Source organism: Gymnodinialimonas sp. 57CJ19 (assembly GCF_038396845.1).
Classification (GTDB): Bacteria; Pseudomonadota; Alphaproteobacteria; order Rhodobacterales; family Rhodobacteraceae; genus Gymnodinialimonas.
In genome coordinates this window covers 628,517-646,566 of sequence record NZ_CP151587.1, presented here as the reverse complement: position 1 = coordinate 646,566, position 18,050 = coordinate 628,517, and the positions used below count along the sequence as shown (strand labels likewise).

The window sequence follows — 18,050 nt, the reverse complement described above, 5'->3', positions numbered from 1 at the left end:
ATTTTTCCCAATAAGAAATGAAAGACCCCAGACAGACCTAGTCCTGCGCGGTGTCCACGCAATGGCGGCGAAACGCGCGTTTGAGCATTTCCAACTCTTCGCGCAGCAACGTCAATTCGCCTCGGATGTCGTCATCCATGGCCGAGCCGGACATCAGCGTCAGCCGGTCCAGAACCTCGCCCGTTGCCGTGGACCGCAGGCCCACCACTTGCACGCCGTCACTCAGCACATCGGTGGGCAGGTCCAGCGCCACATGCATCGCGCCCGCTTCAGTGGGGTGCTCGGTAATCTGCGCCACACCCACGATGCGCCCCTTGTGGAGCGCTTCAATCTCTGTCTGTCCGGCACCCGTCAGCACGCCTTCATAGCGCCCTGCTTGCAGTGTCGTGCGCACCAATGCTTCTGCCATAATCCGTCAGTTCCTTAAGGTTCGGGCGTCCTAGAAATCGGCTCTGGGCGCGCGCAGCAGGACCATGTCCCAAAGGGCGATCCGGGTCATTTTGGGCCCTTCCACGATCAAATCCAACCAGGCTTTTTCAAGCCGTTTCTCGTTGATCTTGCTATAGGCGAGGTCAAATTCGGCCTGCCCCGTGGTCCCATCAAATTCAATCTGGCGGACCATTTGTTCCACATTCGGCCCGTGCTGAATGTTCAGGCGCGCATATATTTCCACCGGCTGTTCGCGGTCCGCCACAAGATTGACCGCGATGAAGTGGTTGCGTGTCAGCCCCACCATCGCCTCAGGCGGGAGGTCTTGCACGAAGGAAACGAAGGACCCGTCCGAGCGATACACCTCTAGCACCAAACCGAAGTTTGCCCCCCGTGCCCAATGGGGGGCGCGTTCCTGCCGAAGGCTCATCTCGGCGTGGTTGGCATCGTGGAAAACTGTCGCCCCCCCGCTCAAGGGCTGCGGAGAGTTGAGCCCGACAATGCCCTTCGGCCGCATTTCTTCGCGCCAAACGGCAGGTCTGGTCGCCCAATCACATTGGTCCGGGCGGTCGATCCCGTCATCGCCCACAGCGCGTGACAAAATGGCGGAACGCGATTGCGCCGCCATCTTGTCCAATCGATCCCGCATGCCCTGAATATCGCCATTCATGCGCTTGAGTTCCGCCAAGGACAGGTCTTTTGGTTCGCGCAAGGCACGTTGCCAGCGCTTCAGGGTCTGACCCAGGCCAAACCCTCCAAAAATTCCAGGAAATTCCTGACCCATACCCGCTGTCCCTTGCACCCTCACCGCGCCGTGGCATCCTTGTAGCAGATGTCTCTTGGCAATCGGTTACCGGAATATCCGCTGAAAAAGGCCCGCACGGAAGGGGGTTGTTAACTCTTCGTTAACACCCTGTGGCACCTCTGCCGCGCCACTGGCGGCGTTGGCACCCTGCACGGCAGCGGCAAATTGCGTTAAAGTTGCAAGTGCTTGGGCGTCATCAACCGGAGCATCCTCCAAGGAAAGGACCGACAAAGTCGCCAAGCGAGCCCCGATCGACATATAGGCGCGCCAGTAGTCCGAGGCCGTGCCGACCATCTCTCCGGCGCTGCTGTCACGGGCATGAAGCAGGAACATGCCCGACTGAATACGCGTGTCCAGAATCTGCACCGATGCCGCATCCCCGGACCGGCTTAACAAGGCGCGGCCATCCTCGGACAGGAAGAACACTTCTAACGCGGCAAGGTTGGCGGTCAGGTTCGCGCCGGAAGATGGCGTGGAAACCGCGGCCGTCAGAAGGGCGGGCACAACCGGTTGCGCCGCGCGAGCAGAGCCCGAAATGGCAGCACAATTACCCAGAAGCACAAAGCCCGTGTCATCGGTGTTGCGCGTCGCGGTTGGATCTACGCAGAAGCCAGCGGGCCCGGTAATCGTGACCGCATCCGCTGTAACCTGCACCTGACGGGGCGCGTTCTCATAATTGCCGCCCCCGCCAAGACCCAATCCGCCAACACAGCCCGCCAGCGCCAGAAACACCAGCGGGCTGAGCCATTTAGATATCCGCATAAACGTGCTTTTCCGCTTTGCCGCCGGGATGAGTTACAGCGCCGTAGCGGGCCTCGCCTACCAGCTGTGCGTATTTCCACAACGCGCCCGAGGCGTACATCGTCTCACGCGGGCCTTTCCAATTGGCGCGGCGGGTTGCCAGCTCATCATCGGACAGGGCCACGGACAACTCGCCGGTCAGCGCGTTGATGGTGATGACATCGCCATTCTCTAGCAGGCCAATCGGCCCACCCACGGCGGCCTCTGGCCCCACGTGACCGACGCAGAACCCCCGTGTCGCCCCCGAGAAACGGCCATCGGTAATCAGCGCCACCTTCTTGCCCATGCCTTGGCCGGACAGCGCCGCCGTCGTGGCCAGCATTTCACGCATGCCGGGGCCGCCTTTGGGGCCCTCGTTGCGGATGACAATCACTTCGCCTTCCTCATAGCCCCGTGCCTTCACGGCCTCGAACGCATCTTCTTCGCATTCAAACACACGCGCAGGACCCGTGAACACTTGCTGTTCCTCGTCCATGCCCGCGACCTTCACGATCGCGCCTTCTTCGGCAAGGTTGCCGCGCAGGCCCACAACGCCGCCGGTGGGCGTCAGGGGATTGGCAACGGTGTGGATAACACGGCCGTCGGCCTCGCCCTGGATACGGTCCAGCGCCTCGCCCATGCTTTCGCCATTGGCGGTCATGCAATCTTCGTGGATCAGGCCCGCTTTGCGCAGTTCCTTCATCACAACGGGCACACCGCCGACCTCGAACAGGTCTTTCGCCACGTATTGCCCGCCGGGCTTCATGTCGACGAAGTAGGGCGTATCCTTGAAGATTTCGCACACGTCAAAGAGGTCGAAGTCGATCCCCGCCTCATGGGCAATCGCGGGCAGATGCAGGCCCGCGTTGGTGGAGCCACCGGTACAAGCCACAACACGCGCGGCGTTTTCAAGGCTTTCGCGCGTCACGATATCACGGGCGCGGATGTTCTTTTCCAACAGGGTCATCACGGCGCGACCTGCGGCTTCGCCATATTCTTTGCGGCCCTCATAGGGGGCGGGCATCCCGGAAGAGTTCATCAGCGCAAGGCCAATCGCCTCGGACACACAGGCCATCGTGTTGGCGGTAAACTGGCCGCCACAAGCGCCAGCGCTTGGGCAGGCGACACGCTCCAGGATCGCCAGTTCAGCATCGGACATCTGGCCCGCCTGGTACTTGCCCACGGCCTCGAACATATCTTGAACCGTGATGTCCTTGCCTTCGTGCTGACCCGGCAGAATCGAGCCGCCGTACATGAACACCGATGGCACGTTCAAACGCACCATCGCCATCATCATGCCGGGAAGGGATTTGTCGCAGCCCGCAAGGCCCACCAGCGCGTCATAGCAATGGCCGCGCATCGTCAGCTCCACCGTGTCGGTGATCGCATCGCGTGACGCGAGCGACGAGCGCATGCCCTCGTGGCCCATCGCAATGCCGTCGGTGACGGTGATCGTGGTGAATTCGCGCGGGGTGCCGTTTGCTTCTTTCACGCCGCGCTTTACCGATTGCGCTTGCCAGTTCAGGGCGATGTTACAAGGCGCGGCCTCGTTCCAGCAGGTGGCAACGCCGACGAAAGGCTGGTCGATCTGCTCTTGCGTCAGGTCCATGGCGTAGAAGTAAGACCGATGCGGCGCGCGTTCGGGCCCCTCGGTTACATGGCGGCTTGGCAATCTGGATTTGTCTGGCCGATTGGCGGTCATGGCGCGTCTCCCTGAAACTTGGCGTTGGCTTGGGCCGAGATTTGGCTTTGCCATGGGATAGAGCGCTGCGCGAAAAGGGGCAAGAGAGGCAGGCACCGGTTCTTCGACGCCTGCCCGTGTTGTTCAGGCCAAGGGCGACCCGTCCGAGCCCAGAAAGCTCACGTTCGTGACCTGCCCGGACGATGTGACCATGCAAGACCAGATGCCCGTGCCCCCGACTTGCAACGTGTAATCCCAAACGCCGCCGGTCGGGTCGGATCCCAAAACCACCACGTCATGGTTGTTGGTCTCCATCTCTATGGTCCGAATGCAGGCAGAAGACATGGTGGCCTCTGCGTTTGCCACGGGCGCTTGGGTCGTGACACATCCTGCAGCGGTAAGCGCCAAGGCAATCGCGCCGAGTGTCCTGAAAGACGTCATGAAATATCCCCTCCATCTTCTATAATTCCCTGTGGAGCAGGCTGCCGCGCTTCCCCTTCCCGGTCAACTGCGGTGCCTCGGTAGATTGCGAAGCCGTATCGGGCGCGGTAGGCTGCGCACAACCGCCGAAACAACAAGGCACCCCGATGCAGTACCCCGCCCATATCGAGTTCGTGGCCCCGGCCCGATCCTATCCGCAAATCTGGCGGCTCCTGCTTGGGTTGTTGCTGGCACTGGCCATCTATGGCCTTGGTATCGCGCTGGTTTTTGGTGGCATCTTCCTGGTGTCCGGCCCCCAGGGGATGGAGCAATGGGCCTCGGAGATGGTCGAGGCGACAGGCCCGACCGGCACGCTCTTGGTGATGGCCACCTTCGTTGGCATGGCGGTCGGCCCGATGATCGCCGTTCTGGTGTTCCACCGTCGCCGCATCCGAAGCCTGTTCGGACCGCTGCCAAGGGTGCTGCGCCACTTCCTGGCCGCGGCAGGCGTCTGTGCCCTTGTCTATGGGGCGTCGTTTCTGATCCCCAATGACGTGGCCATAGAGCCGGCGATGGAACGGGCGCTGTGGCTTTCCTTCCTGCCGATGGCTCTGGCAGGGGTCTTCATTCAAACCGGCGCGGAAGAAGTTCTGTTTCGCGGTTACCTCCAGCAGCAACTGGCCGCGCGGTTCAAATCGCCGCTTTGGTGGATGGTTCTGCCGTCGATCCTGTTTGCGTCGCTGCATTATCAACCCTCCGTCATGGGCGACAACGCGCTCTATGTCGTGGCCGCCGCCGGGCTGTTCGGCCTTCTGGCGGCTGATCTGACCGCCAAGACAGGCTCCATCGGCGCGGCTTGGGGCTTCCATTTCGCGAATAATGTCGTGGCTATCCTGATTGTTGCCCTCGATGGCCCGCTCTCGGGCCTTGCGCTCTATGTGGCACCAATTTCAGCGGCGGCTGCTGAAATCAGGCCCCTGATCCTTCTGGATATGGGAACGACGGTGGTCACATGGATCATCATCCGCGCCGCCGTGGCCCGCGCATGACCGATGGGCATTTGCAATTCGGCCAATTGCACAATATCTCGACATTAAGCCCAATGACCGGATTTTTGCGACCATGAACTGGATTTCCAACTACGTCCGCCCTCGGATCAATTCCATCTTCTCCCGTCGTGAGACGCCCGAGAACCTGTGGTCGAAGTGCAGCGAATGCGGCACGATGCTGTTCCACCGGGAACTGTCGGACAATCTGAACGTCTGCACCAACTGCGATCACCACATGGCACTGTCCCCGCGTGACCGCTTCACGGCACTGTTCGACAACGGCATCTTCACCGAGATCTCCGTGCCCGAGCCGGTCGCCGACCCGCTGAAGTTCCGTGACCAAAAGAAATACCCCGACCGCATGAAAGCCGCTCGCGCCAAAACCGCCGAGGCCGAGGCGATGCTGGTTGCCGAAGGCGAAATGGGACGGACGCCGATCGTCGCCGCCGCGCAGGATTTCTCCTTCATGGGCGGCTCCATGGGCATGTTCGTGGGCAACGCCATCATCGCCGCAGCCGAACGCGCCGTGGCCCTGAAACGGCCCCTGATCCTGTTCTCCGCCGCCGGTGGCGCCCGGATGCAGGAAGGCATCCTGTCGCTGATGCAAATGCCCCGCACAACCGTCGCGGTGCAAATGCTAAAGGAAGCGAACCTTCCCTACGTCGTGGTCCTCACGCACCCCACTACGGGCGGCGTTACCGCGTCTTACGCGATGCTCGGAGATGTCCATATCGCCGAACCCAACGCGCTGATCTGCTTCGCAGGCCCCCGTGTGATCGAACAAACCATCCGTGAAAAACTGCCTGAAGGCTTTCAGCGCGCTGAATACCTCCTCGACCACGGCATGCTGGATCGCGTCACCCACCGGGCGCAGATGCGTGAAGAACTGATCACGATCACCCGGATGCTCATGGGCCATCCCCCCGCTGTCGTCGGTGATCTGCCCGCGCCCGACGAAACCCCGGCCGCAACCCCAGTGGCCGCGGCTGACACAGCGCCAGATGACACCCCTTCACCCGACGCCGATACCCCCACTGCGCCCGATTAACACGCGCCGCTCCCCCTTCATCTTGGCCAATACAACTCATGCACCCCGCCTGAGCCCCGTATGACGCCAATGGGGGAAGCCTCACGTCCCTCCCATCGGTGCCTTGCCCGCAGGATTTGCCATGACGCCTCAATCGGATCACCTGCTCGCGCGCATGATGGCGCTGCACCCCAAGATCATCGACCTGACCCTTGATCGGATGTGGCGCATCCTCGCCGCGCTCGACCATCCCGAACGGCGTATTCCCCCCGTGATCCACGTGGCGGGCACCAATGGCAAAGGCTCCACCCAGGCGATGATCCGGGCGGGCCTCGAAGGCGCGGGCCTCTCCGCCCATGCCTATACGTCACCCCACCTTGCCCGGTTCCACGAACGCATCCGCCTTGCCGGTTCCCTGATCGACGAGGATCACCTCTCCGCCATTCTCGACACCTGCCTCAGCGCCAATGGCCCCGATCCGATCACTTACTTCGAGATCACAACCGCCGCCGCCTTCCATGCCTTCGCCACCACGCCGGCCGATTACACGCTGCTGGAAGTGGGCCTCGGCGGCAGGCTCGACGCCACCAACGTGATCGACACGCCGGCCCTCACCGTCCTCACCCCTATTGACCTGGACCATCAGCAGTTCCTCGGGGATACGCTGGCCGAAATCGCCGGCGAAAAGGCGGGCATCATCAAACGTGGCGTGCCGGTTATCGTCGGACCGCAGAAAGACGCCGCCCTGGAGGTGATCGAGGACAAAGCCGCCCGCCTTGGCGCGCCGGTCGTCGCCCATGGCCAGCACTGGCAAGTTTCCACCGAACGCGGTCGCCTGATCTTCCAGGATGAAACCGGGCTGCTCGATCTGCCCATGCCCGCCCTCGCCGGGCCGCATCAAATCCAGAATGCGGGCACGGCCCTGGCCGCCCTGCGTACCCTTGGCGTTGGAAACCCCGATGCCGCGATGGAGAACGCAAGCTGGCCCGCTCGGATGCAGAAACTCCGCTCTGGTCCCCTGACGGACGCCGCCCCCAAGGCCGAGCTTTGGCTCGATGGCGGCCACAACCCGCACGCGTCCCGTGCCATTGCCGCCACGCTGGAAACCCTTCCCGAACGTCCAACCTATCTGATCTGCGGGATGCTCAACACCAAGGACGTGACCGGCTACATGGCCCCCCTTCGTCCTTGGGCCAAATCCCTGACGGCGGTCTCCATTCCGGGCCAAACGGCAACGCTCAGCGCCGAAGACACAGCTTCGGCCGCCCAAGCCGCGGGGATCCCGACCCACGTCGCGCCGAGCGTGGATGAGGCGTTGGCCCAAATCATCGCCACCGACCCAACCGCCCGTGTCCTGATCTGTGGCTCTCTCTATTTGGCCGGTGAGATCCTCAGGACCAACGGCTAATGCCAACGGCTGACGCCAACGGCTGACGCCAACGGCTGACGCCAACGGCTGACGCCAACGGCTGACGCCGATGGTTGACCTGCCCCGACGTGCAGGCCACCTTTGCCTCATGGTACACCGCGCCTCCCTTTTCGCCGCCCTTCTCCTCTCCGCCGCGCCCCTGAATGCGGCGCAGTTTCAGTTCTGTTGGGTCGGAGCCAATGGCTACACGATGGAAGGCCGCATCGGCTTTCCCGATGCCCTTCTAAACACCGGCCTCATCACCCAAGACCAAGTCACCGATTTCCAGATCATCGGCCATATCGACGGCGTCGCCATCGGGTCTTGGAACCTGACAGAGGCCACGAACGGCACCTCTTGGCTGCTGCGGTTCGACACCACCACCCTGCAATTCCCCACCGGCGGCATCCGGGCGGAAAATTCCTATCAGGAATGGAACGCCAACGGTCAGGTGAACAACTGCGGTGCGCAGGCGGGTTTTGGCTGGAACGGCGGCAATTACGCCCAGGACGTGTGCATCAATAACCTCTGGATCGAAGACAGCTCGATCGACCCCAACACGCCGCTTTTCGTGCAACCGATGGATGTCGCGCTTAGCTGTGAAACCACAATTCCGGTAAGCTGATGGAACACCCCGTAGACCTGTCCACATGGCCCCGTGCCGCGCAGTACCACTTCTTTCGCAGCTATGATCGCCCCCATTTTGCCGTCACCTCCCGGATCGACGTGACCGATCTGATGGTGCGCTTGAAACCTTCCGGCGTGTCACCCTATCGTGCCAGCCTCTTCGCCATTGGTGCAGGCATCCACGCAGTGCCCGAGTTGTTGATGCGGTTTCGCGGCGATCGTGTCATCCGCCACGATGCCGTGGAAATGTCGATGACCGTGCCCACGGAAACGGGCAGCTTCACCTATGCCTATGTGCCCTTCGATCCCGATTTCACCCGCTTTAACGCAACGGCCAAATCCCTGATCGACGCTGCGGCGAAGTCCGGCAACCTCGCGGCCAATGCCAACGAGCGCGATGACCTGTGCTACATGTCCTGCCTGCCTTGGCTCGATTATTCCTCGATCAGCAATGCGATGCCCGGCCCCGAAGACTGCATCCCCCGTGTCAGTTGGGGCAAGATCGTCGAGAACGGCGGGCGCTGGTCCATGGCCATGACCCTGGAGGTGCACCACGCCTTGGCCGATGGCGCCCATGTCGGTGCCTATTTCACGGCAGTTCAAGCGGCATTGGACGGGCTGTAAAGCGCGGGTATTACCCCGCTGACCCTGCGCCCCAGTCCGCACCCTGCATTTCGCGCAAACGGCTGGCGGTGCGTTCAAATTCAAAGGCGCCCGTGCCTTCAACGTAAAGCGCCTCTGGCTCGGCCTCGGCGCTGGCGATCAGGCGCACATTGCCTTCGTACAACGTATCAATCAACGTCACGAACCGCTTCGCCTCATTGGCATTGGCCGGACCCATCTGCGGGATATCTTCCAGAACCAACACATTGGCCGCCCCCACCAAGGCAAGGTAGTCAGCTGGCCCCAAAGCGGTGCCACAAAGCGCTGCAAAACTGGCCCTTGCCTGCCCCGCCCAGAACCTTGGGATCACCACATCGCGGCCCTTGACCTCCAGCGTCAACGGCTCATCCCGCCCGCCGGTCAAGTCGCGCCAGATCAGGTCAATGGCCCGCTTGGCATTAGCATCGGCAGGGGTGAACCAAACCTGCTCTCCCGACAATCGGTCTTGGCGATAATCAGTCTCTGCATCGAGCTGATAGACCTCCATCCGCTCTTCCAGAAGCTCGATGAAGGGCAGGAACAACTGCCGGTTCAACCCATCCTTATAGAGGTCTGCCGGCGGCCTGTTCGAGGTCGTGACAACCACAACTCCGGCCTCAAACAATCTCTCAAACAAGCGCCCGACGATCATCGCATCGGCGATATCGGTGATCTGCATCTCATCGAAACACAGTAACTTCAGGTCGCGGGCGATGTCTTCGGCCACAGGCTTGATCGCGTCGTCCACGCCGGTCTTTCGCGCTTCATGCAAAGCGGCCTGAACCTCTTGCATGAAAGCATGGAAATGGACCCGTCGCTTCTCGGCAATGCCCGCGTGCTGAAAGAACAAATCCATCAACATGGATTTTCCGCGCCCCACGCCGCCCCAAAGGTACAGCCCCCTCAGGCCCGTCGGTTCTGCCTTGCGGAACCTTGCCAGAAAGCCCTTGGACTGCGGCACATCAAGGGTGGCACGTACCTCCTCCAGACGCGCCATGACAGCACGTTGCGCAGGGTCAGGGCGCAAAAGCCCCTCAGAGACACGGGTATCGTAAAGCAGGGTAAGCGGCTGAGACATGGCGTCGTTCTATCGGAAACCTGGGGCGTTTGCCCATAGAGATCAGCACCTTCAAGGAATGTGAACCAATAGGTCACAAGGCCTGATTTGACGCGCCACCCCCGGCCCGTCACAGTCGCCTCGAAACCCGGAAAGTGACCCCATGGATCGCCAAAACAGCTTCTTCACCCCCGTCCTGATCGGCGGATGTGCCATCATCCTGATCAGCTTCGCGATCCGGGCCAGCTTCGGCGTGTTCCAGATCCCCATCGCAGCAGAGTTCGGCTGGCTAAGGGCAGAATTCAGCATGGCGATTGCGGTGCAAAACCTCGCTTGGGGCATCGGTCAGCCGATCTTCGGCGCGATTGCCGAGAAGTTCGGCGACCGCAAAGCGATCTTTCTGGGGGTCGCGCTTTATGTGGTGGGCCTGGTGGTATCGGCCTATGCGATCACCCCTGGCCAACACCAATTGCTGGAGGTGCTGGTGGGCTTTGGCATCGCAGGCACAGGTTTCGGCGTCATCCTTGCCATGGTCGCCCGTGCCGCGTCCGATAAAAACCGCTCCATGACATTGGGCGTAGCGACCGCCATGGGCTCTGCCGGGCAAATCATCGGCCCCCCGATCGCCGAGGCGCTTCTGGGCGCCTTCCCCTGGCAAACCGTGTTCCTGATCTTCGCGGCACTGGTCTTCGCTTCGCTCCTGTTCCTGCCGCTCCTCCGCGCGCCAGAGCGCCCGTCCTCGCCGCAACTGGAAGAGACGTTGACGCAAATTCTTGCCAAAGCGATCCGCGACCCCTCTTTCACCCTGATCTTCATCGGGTTCTTCTCTTGTGGCTACCAACTGGGCTTCATCACTGCCCACTTCCCCGCCTTCATCACCGAATTCTGCGGCCCCATCACGCCGGGGGGACTCCTGCACTCCATCGGCGTCACCACGACCTCTGCCCTCGGTGCCATGGCCATCGCGGTGATCGGCGCGGCTAATATCGGCGGCACACTCCTCGCGGCCTACCTCGGGAACACCTACTCAAAAAAGAACCTGCTGGCCGCCATCTACACAGGCCGCACCATCGCGGCCGCCGCCTTCATCCTGCTTCCGATGACACCCACATCTGTGCTTATCTTCTCTGCCGTGATGGGGTCCCTCTGGCTCGCGACTGTCCCCCTCACCAGCGGTCTCGTCGGCTACATCTACGGCCTCCGCTACATGGGCACGCTCTACGGCATCGTCTTCTTCAGCCACCAGTTGGGCAGCTTCATGGGCGTCTGGCTTGGCGGAGAACTCTTCGATGCCTATGGCGACTACACCGCCGTCTGGTGGGTCGGGGTCGGCGTCGGTGCTCTAAGCGCCATCATTCACTTGCCAATCAAGGAAACACCCCTCGGCCAACGCGCGGCCTTCTCAGCCTAGCCCCCTTCATCTTGGCCTTACACCTCCGGGGGGTCTGGGGGCAGCGCCCCCCAGTTGCCGGGTCTGGCCCCCCCAATCGGTCGTGCGCAGCGCGGGCGAAACAAGCCTACCCAGCGCGTACCGCGTCCAGAATATAACGGGCCACCATCAAATCCAGATGCGCCCCCCCACCATTCTTGCACAGGGTAATTTCGTGGTCCGAGGTCCGCGTCACCGCTTCCATCTCGTAGAAATCCGCCACCACGTCGCTCTCAAAAAACACCCCCTCCTCCAAGGGTATCTTCAGCTCCCCGATATGCCCCAGCGTCGTGGCCCGGCTGTCCACAAACACCCGAGACCGCCGCAAGGCATCATCGTCAGCTTCCCGCATATCAGGCCGATACGCCCCAATCAGATCCAGGTGCGTGCCCGGTGACAGCCACTTGCCCATAATCACAGGCTCCGTCGCCATCGTGCCGGTGCCGATGATCTCGGCCTCGCCCACGGCCGCCTCCAGATCCCGGGCAATCGCCATGTCCTCATAGCGTGCTGCAAAGGCGGCGGCTTTGGCGAGGCTTCGGTTCCATATGGTGAACTGAGCGTCAGGGAACGCCGCCGAATAGGCATGATACAACGACTCCGCCACGCTGCCCGCCCCCACAAGCAGAATGCGTTTCGCGTCCGGCCTTGCCAACTTCCTCGCCGCCAAAAGGCTGTCGCCCGCTGTCTTCCACTTCGTCAGCAAATGGAAGTCTATGATCGCTTCCAGCGTGCCGTCCCGGTCCGAGAACAGACACACGCCGCCGTTGATCGCCGGTTTTCCCAGATCCTTGTTGCCCGGAAAGATCGTGGCGGTCTTCACCAATTGGCCCAACCCGTCGATCCATGCGGCGCGGCTAAGCAGCGTATCTTCTCCGCGATACAGGAACGTGTCGTCGATCTGCGCGCGAGGCAGCCGGTGGCCCGCCTCAATCGCGTCACTCAAGGCAATCCAATCAAGCGAGGCTTCCGCCTCAGGTCCGATAATCAACGTCATAAACCCGCATCCTCTTTGCTCAACAGCCCTTCTTGCACCAGCCGGTCGGCCCATCCTTCGGGGCCGTCAAACAGGTGCGTTTGCCATCCGCGTTTGGCGGCGGCCTTGATATTATCGACCCGGTCGTCAGCGAAAAGCAGGCTCTCGGGGGATAGGCCACAATCCGCTTCTACCTGAGCATAAATCTGCGGATCGGGCTTCGTGATCCCCATGTGACCCGAAATATAGGACCGGTCGAATTCACCCAGAAACGGATACTCCGGCAGGGCGATCTCAAAGGTCTCCACCCCGAAATTCGACAGCGCAAACACGGCCACGCCACGGCGGCGCAAATTGCGCAGGAGCGTCACCGACTGCGGTATAGCGGGAGAGGCCATGTGCAACCAATCGTCGTGCCACAGCATGATTTCATCGTGAAACGCGGGGTAGGCGGCGGCGCATTCCTGCACCATCGCCAGAAAGTTCTCTCCCTGATCCACACGGTCGTTCATGGCGTGCAAATCCACGGCGGCGAACATCTCGCGGCGGCGGGCCTCTCCGATCACGCGGTCATAGTGGCGCTCGGGTTGCCACTCGATCAGCACATTGCCGATGTCAAAGATGACGGCCTGAACCGCCATCAGGCGGAATACAATGCTTCGGCGTGGAAGGTGATGTGGTCTTCCATGAAGCTCGACACGAAGAAATACGAATGATCGTAGCCCGGCTGCATCCGCAGTTGGATTTCCTGGCGGCGGAGGGCCGCGGCGTGGGCCAGTGCTTCGGTCTTCAGCAGGTCGCCAAACTGGTCGTTTGTGCCCGTGTCGATCAGCATCGGCCCGTCAAAACCGGCGGCATGCATCAAAAGCGTGGCATCATGGGGCGCCCATGTTTCCTGATCATCGCCCAGATAGGCGGTCAGCTGTTTACGGCCCCAGTCACTTTCCGTCGGGTTGCAGATCGGCGCGAAGGCGGAAACCGACGCGAAGCGATCGGGGTGGCGCATGGCAATCGTCAGCGCGCCGTGTCCGCCCATGGAGTGCCCGGTAATCGCCTGGCGGTCCTGATCCAGCGCGAAGTTCTTGAACACCAGCGACGGCAGATCATCGACGATGTAATCCCACATGTTGAAATGCGGGGCCCAAGGTTTCTGGGTGGCGTTTACATAAAAGCCCGCGCCTTGCCCAAGATCATAGGCCGGATCATCGGCCACATCGTCCCCGCGCGGCGAGGTGTCTGGGAAAATCACCGCGATGCCCTGCTCGGCGGCCCACCCTTGGGCCCCGGCTTTGCTCATGGCGTTTTCATGGGTGCAGGTCAGGCCCGACAGATACCAAAGGATCGGCACCGGGCCGTCCGCGGCTTCACCGGGCATGAACAGACCAAAGGTCATGTCCCCGCCTGTGGCGTCGGATTTATGGGTGTAGACGCCCTGCGTGCCGCCAAAGGCTTTGTTCTCAGAGATGGTTTCCATGGCTCGGTGCCCCCAGTTGTTTTGAGTGGGTTAACGCGCCAGCGGGTCGTGGCGCAACGGTTTCATCGTGTTTGCCGCAGTTTACGTGCTCGTAAGGCCGGGATCACACACCAGAGATCGGCGCCAACCACGCGATGACGGCAGACACGGTCAGAATTGACAAAGCGGTAGACACAAGGATCGCGGCAGATACCCGTTGCGGGGCCACGCCATAGTGCTGCGCGAGGATGTAGACGTTCCCCGCCACGGGCAAAGAGGCGGCGGCAATCATGACGGCGGCGTCATAGGGCGGCACATCGAAGATCAGCAGTGCGGTGACGGCCACGGCAGCGGGGTGCAGCACCAGTTTGCAGAACGTCAGCCACCCCGCGACAGACATCCGCTCGGCTGACTTGCCGGCCAGTGACGCGCCAATGGCGAACAAGGCGCCCGGCGTCGCGGCTGCGCCAAGGATCGCGGTGAACTCATCCACAGGGCCGGGCAATGTCCAACCGGAACTGGACCACGCCAGCCCCAGAACGATCGACACGATCATCGGGTTTTTCAGCAGGCCGATCCCCACAGTGCGCAGCACCCCAAGGGACATCCGCCCATCGCGGCTTCCTGTGACGATGATGACAATCAGGCTGGAGAACACGATCAGGTCCAGGGACAAAACCAGTAACACCGGCCCCGCCGAAGCCTCGCCCAACAGCACAACCAGCATCGGCACGCCGAGGAAACCGACATTGCCGATCACGGCGCATTGCGCCTCGAACGCGGCCTCTGTCACGGGGCGTTTGCGCACCATCGCGACGGCGGTGGCAATGAAATAGACCACGAAGCAGGCCGTCAGATAGGCGCCCACAAACTGCCAGTCGAATATCTCGGCCAGCGATAGGTTTGCTGCGAACCGAAACAGCATCGCCGAAAGGGCAAAGTAGAAGACGAACTTGGTCAGATAGGCCGCGCCTTCCGAGGTGAAGAACCCCGTACGACAGGCTTGGAAACCCAAGGCGATGAGGGCAAAGAACGGAAGCGTCTTCAGAAAAATTTCAAGCATGGCAAAGGGCTAAGCCAAGCGCTTGGAACTGTCCAGACTGCGCGGCGCGGGGGACCCTTTCCCTCAGGTCCAACTTGCCGAAACTAAACTATTCAGTTTACAATATCTGTCAGGAGAGAGACGCAACCCCCATGCAAAAATCATGAACGCCGAGATGCAGATCAAGAAAGGTCGCAAGTACGACCAGGTGATTGGCGGCGCCCGCGCCGTCTTCATGCGTGAGGGTTTTGAAGGCGCGTCCGTGGATGAAATCGCCCGCGATGCCGGCGTCTCGAAGGCGACGCTTTACAGCTACTTTCCCGATAAGCAGCACCTGTTCCTGGCAGTTCTGAAGATGGAATGTGCGGCTCAATCCGAGGTGGAAGTGTTGTTCGAACAATCGGGCTTGAGCGTGGAAGAAAAGCTGGTTGTGATCTGCAAAAAGCTGGTCACGTTTTTCCTGAGCGATTTTGGCCAGGACATGTTCCGCGTCTGCGTGGCCGAGGCCAAGCGCTTCCCGGAATTGGGCGAGACCTTCTATGCCAGTGGTCCCAAGAATTGGGGCGAAAAGATCGCGGGTTTCCTGTGCACCGAAAAGGCCCGCGAAGTTCTGGACATCGAAGACCCGCTGCTTGCCGCTGACCAATTGGCGCAGCTTTGCCGCTCGGACTTGATGCTGAAAGTCATGTTTGGCATCGAAAGCAACCCCACCGAGGATGAACTTTCCCGCGTCGCCGATGAGGCCGTGCGCACCTTCCTTGCCCGCTACCGCCGCGTTTCCTAGGCCACGCTGAAGCGGTAATCTCGGGCCACGTCATCGTCCCGGTAGCGCAATTCCGCGACCCCCAGGCGGGACAGCGCCTTGGGCCAGAAGCCGTTCCCCATGGCGTTTGTGTGCAGTACCGATGCCTCCCACCGTCCGGAATGATCCGCAAAGATCAGGCGAAGCGCCGCGGTGCCCAGACCTTGCCCCCTGAAAGCAGGATAGACGCAGAACTCTGCCATCTCAAAATCCAGATCGGGGTCTTCAAGCGCCTGCACAAAGGCGAAACCCTGTGCATGCTCTTCGCCGAAAAGGTAAGGAATGCGCCGGCCGGGTTCTTGCCAATAGCTGTCAAAGTAGGCGGCGCTTTCGGCGGGGTCGTCTTGGGGGACGATCTCGGCCATATAGGCGGCGTAAGTCTTGAAAAGCGCCGCCCGTTTCCGCGCCGGGGCCTGCCAGACCCGCAACCCCATCAATCCAGCCTGCGCACCAAAAGCTGGTTGCCCTGTCCCCGGGTGACTTCCAGCATCTTCAGACTTTCCACCAGATCGCTCAACTTGCGAACGCCATAGGTGCGGGTGTCGAAATCTGGATTGGCGGCGGTCATGTATTGGCCAAGTTGCCCCAGAGAGTACCAGTCGTCGTCCTGCTCGATCGCCTCCATCGCGCGGAAAATCAGGTCGCGGGCCTCGTTGATCGGCCGCGCCTTGGGCTTGGGATCGGCTTTGGTGGCTTGGGTGTCTTTGGGCTGCTCGGGCAGGATGTTCTCGATGAAGATGAACCGCTTGCAGGCCTTGCGGAACGCCTCGGGGGTTTTTTGCTGGCCGATGCCGTAGACGTCCAGACCCTGCTCGCGGATGCGGCTGGCCAACCGCGTGAAGTCACTGTCTGACGACACCAGCACAAAGCCATCAAAGCGGCCCGAATGCAGCACATCCATCGCGTCGATCACCAGCGCGATGTCGCTGGCGTTCTTGCCGACGGTATTGGCGGGTTGGTGAAACGGGACAATCCCGTATTCCGCCTGAACCCCGGACCAGCCCTTCATGTGGGTGGAGCTGAAATCCCCGTAAATCCGCCGGACAGAGGCTTCGCCAAAGCGCGCAATCTCATCAAAGATCGCTTTGGCGTGCTTGTGGGATGTGTTGTCGGCATCAATCAGGACGGCAAGTAGCGGCGTATCATTAGCCATGGCGTTTCCCCTTTTTTCCTTGTGTGGCACATCGAGACGGGAAGGGGAACGCCGCTAATCCTCATAGGGGATATCGCCCCGAATACGGGCGGCCAAGGTCTCGGCCTCGGCCATGTTGCAAGAGCCACTGATCGAGATCGTGCCGCCGGTTGTGGCTTCCATCACGTGCGGCGCGGTGATGACCTCTTGGCAGATGGAAAGCTCAATCTGCTCCCCGATATGTTGGCTCGTTGCCATCGCCAACCACGCGGCAAGGCCAGCGCTGGGTCCTGAATGTGCAAAGGCCCCTCCAATTGCGCTGCGGCGATAGGCGGGACACCTGCGAGGAGCGCAGCGAGGAGGGGGTGGAGCTGCGAATTGGTCTCTCCGAGCCAAGGAAAAAGGGCCACCCGCAAGGGTGACCCGGATCGCTGCAAAGCAGGGGGGCTTACTTGGTGCCGCCGGTCGTGGGTAAGGGCTGTGGCACGGACGCGCCGGGCACGCCGTTGCCTTCCACGACTTCGTCCCAGATATCGCCCAGGCGATCCGCAATCGTTTCACGGGCGTCGCTGTCGTCATCGACGTTGTAGACCACCAGAAACGGCGCCACGAGGCCCGATTCGTCGGCGCAGATGAACAACCCGTCCACCACTTCGCCACGCAGGTCATAGCCGCCAATGGTCCAGTTCGACCGTCCGGTAAAGCCGTCACCGCCAAAGCGCGCGCGGTAGGTATCAAACGTTGTTTCCGCGTAGTTCATGCAGGTGTCGCGGTCCGAGATCGAGGAGAAATCCGTCACGGTCCATCCCTCGGCCTGCGCCGCGCCTGCGGCCGCAAGCGTCAGGGCTGCGGCTGTCATCATAGGTGTGAGTTTCATGTGGGGGTCCTTCCTTTGATCATTCGCGGGCAATCACGGAACAGACACATGGCGCCTGATCGGATTTTCCTCCGGTAGTTAGGGGCGACATCTCGCCGATACGCCTTGCTTGTCGTTTCCAGCCAACGTGGCTCCTGAAAGAGATTGTGACAATCTTGGTTACAAAGCAACGGAGGATACCATGACCTTCCGAACCAACATCGGACCCGCCACATGCTGCGCCTTCGCTGCGGCGCTCGCCGTCGGAGCGATGCCTTTTGCCGGTCAGGCGCGGGAGACTGACGCTTGTAACTGAACACCGATGGAAGAGGTGATTGGCCAAACGTCCATCTTTGCCATGAATGTTGCCTACGAAATTGCCCCATATACCCCGGCGCAGATCATCCGCATTCTGCGGCCCGGCGAAGATTCGGG

At 61.3% G+C, this 18,050-nt stretch carries 21 protein-coding genes; 7 read left to right on the top strand and 14 right to left on the bottom strand.

From position 1 onward, the window contains the following. Positions 1-37: 37 nt before the first annotated feature. From AADW23_RS03240 to AADW23_RS03220, 5 genes are all read right to left on the bottom strand, one after another. Complete coding sequence (locus AADW23_RS03240) at positions 38-409, bottom strand: hypothetical protein (protein ID WP_341863090.1); 372 nt, start codon at positions 407-409, stop codon at positions 38-40. A 30-nt stretch (positions 410-439) separates the two neighbouring features. Beyond that, entirely contained in the window at positions 440-1,213 is a 774-nt protein-coding gene (locus tag AADW23_RS03235; RefSeq protein WP_341863089.1) for a DUF6478 family protein, read from the bottom strand. Between the two features lie 66 nt (positions 1,214-1,279). Next, positions 1,280-1,996 (bottom strand): hypothetical protein, encoded by a 717-nt coding sequence (locus AADW23_RS03230; protein WP_341863088.1) that lies wholly within the window; start codon positions 1,994-1,996, stop codon positions 1,280-1,282. Further along, on the bottom strand, positions 1,983-3,716 hold the full coding sequence (ilvD, locus tag AADW23_RS03225) for a dihydroxy-acid dehydratase (protein WP_341863087.1): 1,734 nt from the start codon (positions 3,714-3,716) through the stop codon (positions 1,983-1,985). The genes AADW23_RS03230 and ilvD overlap by 14 nt, the downstream gene beginning before the upstream one ends. A gap of 123 nt (positions 3,717-3,839) precedes the next feature. Further along, positions 3,840-4,136 (bottom strand): hypothetical protein, encoded by a 297-nt coding sequence (locus AADW23_RS03220; RefSeq protein ID WP_341863086.1) that lies wholly within the window; start codon positions 4,134-4,136, stop codon positions 3,840-3,842. A 146-nt stretch (positions 4,137-4,282) separates the two neighbouring features. On the opposite strand from AADW23_RS03220, the gene AADW23_RS03215 reads away from it, so the two are divergent. The 5 genes from AADW23_RS03215 (at position 4,283) to AADW23_RS03195 (ending at position 8,850) form a co-directional block, all read left to right on the top strand. Continuing rightward, positions 4,283-5,164, top strand: coding sequence for a CPBP family intramembrane glutamic endopeptidase (locus tag AADW23_RS03215; RefSeq protein ID WP_341863085.1), 882 nt, complete (start codon positions 4,283-4,285; stop codon positions 5,162-5,164). Positions 5,165-5,237: 73 nt separating this feature from the next. Continuing rightward, positions 5,238-6,212: an acetyl-CoA carboxylase, carboxyltransferase subunit beta gene (accD, locus tag AADW23_RS03210; protein WP_341863084.1), complete on the top strand. Its 975-nt coding sequence runs from the start codon at positions 5,238-5,240 to the stop codon at positions 6,210-6,212. Between the two features lie 121 nt (positions 6,213-6,333). Continuing rightward, complete coding sequence (locus tag AADW23_RS03205; RefSeq protein ID WP_341863083.1) at positions 6,334-7,599, top strand: folylpolyglutamate synthase/dihydrofolate synthase family protein; 1,266 nt, start codon at positions 6,334-6,336, stop codon at positions 7,597-7,599. A gap of 70 nt (positions 7,600-7,669) precedes the next feature. Further along, positions 7,670-8,224, top strand: a complete 555-nt coding sequence (locus AADW23_RS03200) for a hypothetical protein (RefSeq protein WP_341863082.1) — start codon at positions 7,670-7,672, stop codon at positions 8,222-8,224. Further along, positions 8,224-8,850: a chloramphenicol acetyltransferase gene (locus AADW23_RS03195; RefSeq protein ID WP_341863081.1), complete on the top strand. Its 627-nt coding sequence runs from the start codon at positions 8,224-8,226 to the stop codon at positions 8,848-8,850. Before AADW23_RS03200 ends, AADW23_RS03195 begins: the two co-directional genes overlap by 1 nt. A 10-nt stretch (positions 8,851-8,860) precedes the next feature. Here AADW23_RS03195 and zapE read toward each other — a convergent pair whose 3' ends face one another. Beyond that, positions 8,861-9,946 carry a cell division protein ZapE gene (zapE, locus tag AADW23_RS03190; protein ID WP_341863080.1) on the bottom strand — a complete coding sequence of 362 codons (1,086 nt, stop codon included), beginning with the start codon at positions 9,944-9,946 and terminating at the stop codon, positions 8,861-8,863. 142 nt (positions 9,947-10,088) lie between these two features. Here zapE and AADW23_RS03185 point away from each other — a divergent pair, with 142 nt between their 5' ends. Continuing rightward, positions 10,089-11,336, top strand: coding sequence for an MFS transporter (locus tag AADW23_RS03185; protein WP_341863079.1), 1,248 nt, complete (start codon positions 10,089-10,091; stop codon positions 11,334-11,336). Between the two features lie 106 nt (positions 11,337-11,442). On the opposite strand, the gene AADW23_RS03180 is transcribed toward AADW23_RS03185, so the two are convergent. From AADW23_RS03180 to AADW23_RS03165, 4 genes are all read right to left on the bottom strand, one after another. Beyond that, positions 11,443-12,351, bottom strand: a complete 909-nt coding sequence (locus tag AADW23_RS03180) for an ornithine cyclodeaminase (RefSeq protein WP_341863078.1) — start codon at positions 12,349-12,351, stop codon at positions 11,443-11,445. Then, a complete protein-coding gene (locus AADW23_RS03175; RefSeq protein ID WP_341863077.1) occupies positions 12,348-12,971 on the bottom strand; it encodes an HAD family phosphatase in 624 nt (207 codons plus the stop codon). Before AADW23_RS03175 ends, AADW23_RS03180 begins: the two co-directional genes overlap by 4 nt. Beyond that, positions 12,971-13,804, bottom strand: a complete 834-nt coding sequence (gene fghA / locus AADW23_RS03170) for an S-formylglutathione hydrolase (RefSeq protein ID WP_341863076.1) — start codon at positions 13,802-13,804, stop codon at positions 12,971-12,973. Before fghA ends, AADW23_RS03175 begins: the two co-directional genes overlap by 1 nt. 103 nt (positions 13,805-13,907) lie before the next feature. Then, positions 13,908-14,846, bottom strand: coding sequence for an AEC family transporter (locus tag AADW23_RS03165; RefSeq protein ID WP_341863075.1), 939 nt, complete (start codon positions 14,844-14,846; stop codon positions 13,908-13,910). A 142-nt stretch (positions 14,847-14,988) separates the two neighbouring features. On the opposite strand from AADW23_RS03165, the gene AADW23_RS03160 reads away from it, so the two are divergent. Next, complete coding sequence (locus tag AADW23_RS03160; protein ID WP_341863074.1) at positions 14,989-15,609, top strand: TetR/AcrR family transcriptional regulator; 621 nt, start codon at positions 14,989-14,991, stop codon at positions 15,607-15,609. Here AADW23_RS03160 and AADW23_RS03155 read toward each other — a convergent pair. The 4 genes from AADW23_RS03155 to AADW23_RS03140 form a co-directional block, all read right to left on the bottom strand. Next, the gene (locus AADW23_RS03155; RefSeq protein ID WP_341863073.1) at positions 15,606-16,061 is read right to left on the bottom strand and encodes a GNAT family N-acetyltransferase; all 456 of its coding nucleotides are present in this window, start codon (positions 16,059-16,061) and stop codon (positions 15,606-15,608) included. The two genes, AADW23_RS03160 and AADW23_RS03155, sit on opposite strands and share 4 nt — an antisense overlap. After that, a complete protein-coding gene (locus AADW23_RS03150; protein ID WP_341863072.1) occupies positions 16,061-16,780 on the bottom strand; it encodes an NYN domain-containing protein in 720 nt (239 codons plus the stop codon). The genes AADW23_RS03155 and AADW23_RS03150 overlap by 1 nt, the downstream gene beginning before the upstream one ends. Positions 16,781-16,834: 54 nt before the next feature. Beyond that, positions 16,835-17,017, bottom strand: a complete 183-nt coding sequence (locus AADW23_RS03145) for a hypothetical protein (protein WP_341863071.1) — start codon at positions 17,015-17,017, stop codon at positions 16,835-16,837. Positions 17,018-17,207: 190 nt separating this feature from the next. Beyond that, a complete protein-coding gene (locus tag AADW23_RS03140) occupies positions 17,208-17,636 on the bottom strand; it encodes a hypothetical protein (RefSeq protein WP_341863070.1) in 429 nt (142 codons plus the stop codon). Positions 17,637-18,050 lie beyond the last annotated feature (414 nt).